This window comes from Mesorhizobium sp. M4A.F.Ca.ET.090.04.2.1, assembly GCF_003999085.1.
In the GTDB taxonomy this organism is placed as follows: Bacteria; Pseudomonadota; Alphaproteobacteria; order Rhizobiales; family Rhizobiaceae; genus Mesorhizobium.
Map to the genome: position 1 here is coordinate 1 of NZ_RZOT01000887.1, position 1179 is coordinate 1179.

The following is a 1179-nucleotide window of genomic DNA, read 5'->3' on the forward strand; positions in this document are numbered from 1 at the left end:
GCTTCGGCTTGATGCGCGCGCCTGGCAGCTCTGGCGCGGCCCCATGATGGAACGTCATGATTTTCGCGCCGGCAGCCTCGCGCTCGAGATCAAGACCTCCGCGAGAGTGACTGGCCTTTCGGTCAAGATCTCGTCGGTCGATCAGCTGCTCGCTCCAACGGGAGGCGTGCTGCATCTCGTGCTCTATCAGCTCGAGCAGTCGACGGGCGGCGACCTTTCGGTCTCGACGCTGGCCGCAGAAGCCATGACAGCGGCATCGGACTCCCTTGGGGTCCGGAATCTTCTTGCGGCTGTCGGCTGCGCTGATCCGAACGCCCAAGTATGGAACATGGCGAACTTTCGTCTTGAGGGCGAGCACCACTATGTTGTCGCCGGCGACTTCCCCAGGATCACCCCGGAGAGCTTCGCGACCGGGGGCCTGCCCACGGGCATTTCCAGCCTTTCCTACTCAATCGACCTTGTCGCGGCCGAGTCCAGCCGTCTGGCTGCCGTTCGTGCCGACGCTCATGTCAGCGAGATGATCGCATGCCTCGACCACCACTGACATTGCACTCCGAGGCCTACTCGGCTTCCGGCAATCTGGCCGCCGACGGCTATCTGAAGCTGCTCGGTGCGCCCTCGATCGATCTTGTCCAGACGGTGGTGAGAGAGGCCGTGCAGAACAGCTGCGATGCCGCCCTGTCCGACGGCGGAGCCGAGGTCCACTTTCGGTTGCGCACGCTTGATCCGCAACAGGCCGCCATTCTGCGTGTCGAGATCCTCAGCCAGCGACCGCTTGACGGCAAGGCGGCGGGCAGCCTCGACGATTTCCTGCATTCCGAAAGCCCGCGCGTGCTCGAGATCTGTGACTTCGGCACAGCCGGGCTCGCCGGACCGACCAGAGCTGACCTGGCCTCTGACGGCGAGCCGACCGACTTTGTCGATTTCCTGAGGAACGTGGGTTCACGCCGCAACACCGTGCACGGCGGCGGCACATACGGTTATGGCAAGACCTCTCTCTATCTGGCGAGCCGCTGTTCGGCGATCGTGATCGATAGTCAGACCTCCTTTGCGGGCGATCCCGTCCGCCGCCTCATCGCTGCGCAGCTTGGATCAGCATTTGACGCGGACGACCCGCACGGAGTGCGACGAAGGTTCACCGGGAGGCACTGGTGGGGTGTTCCTGCCGACGGCCAGGAG

2 protein-coding genes are annotated in these 1179 nt (G+C 64.1%); both read left to right on the forward strand.

Annotated elements, in window-relative coordinates; all coding sequences use genetic code 11:
* On the forward strand, positions 1 to 544 hold a 544-nt coding region (locus EN781_RS32895; protein ID WP_127400743.1), incomplete at its 5' end, for a PD-(D/E)XK motif protein.
* Between the two features lie 2 nt (positions 545 to 546).
* Positions 547 to 1179, forward strand: a 633-nt coding sequence (locus EN781_RS32900) for a hypothetical protein (protein WP_210213516.1), incomplete at its 3' end; no start/stop codon positions are given.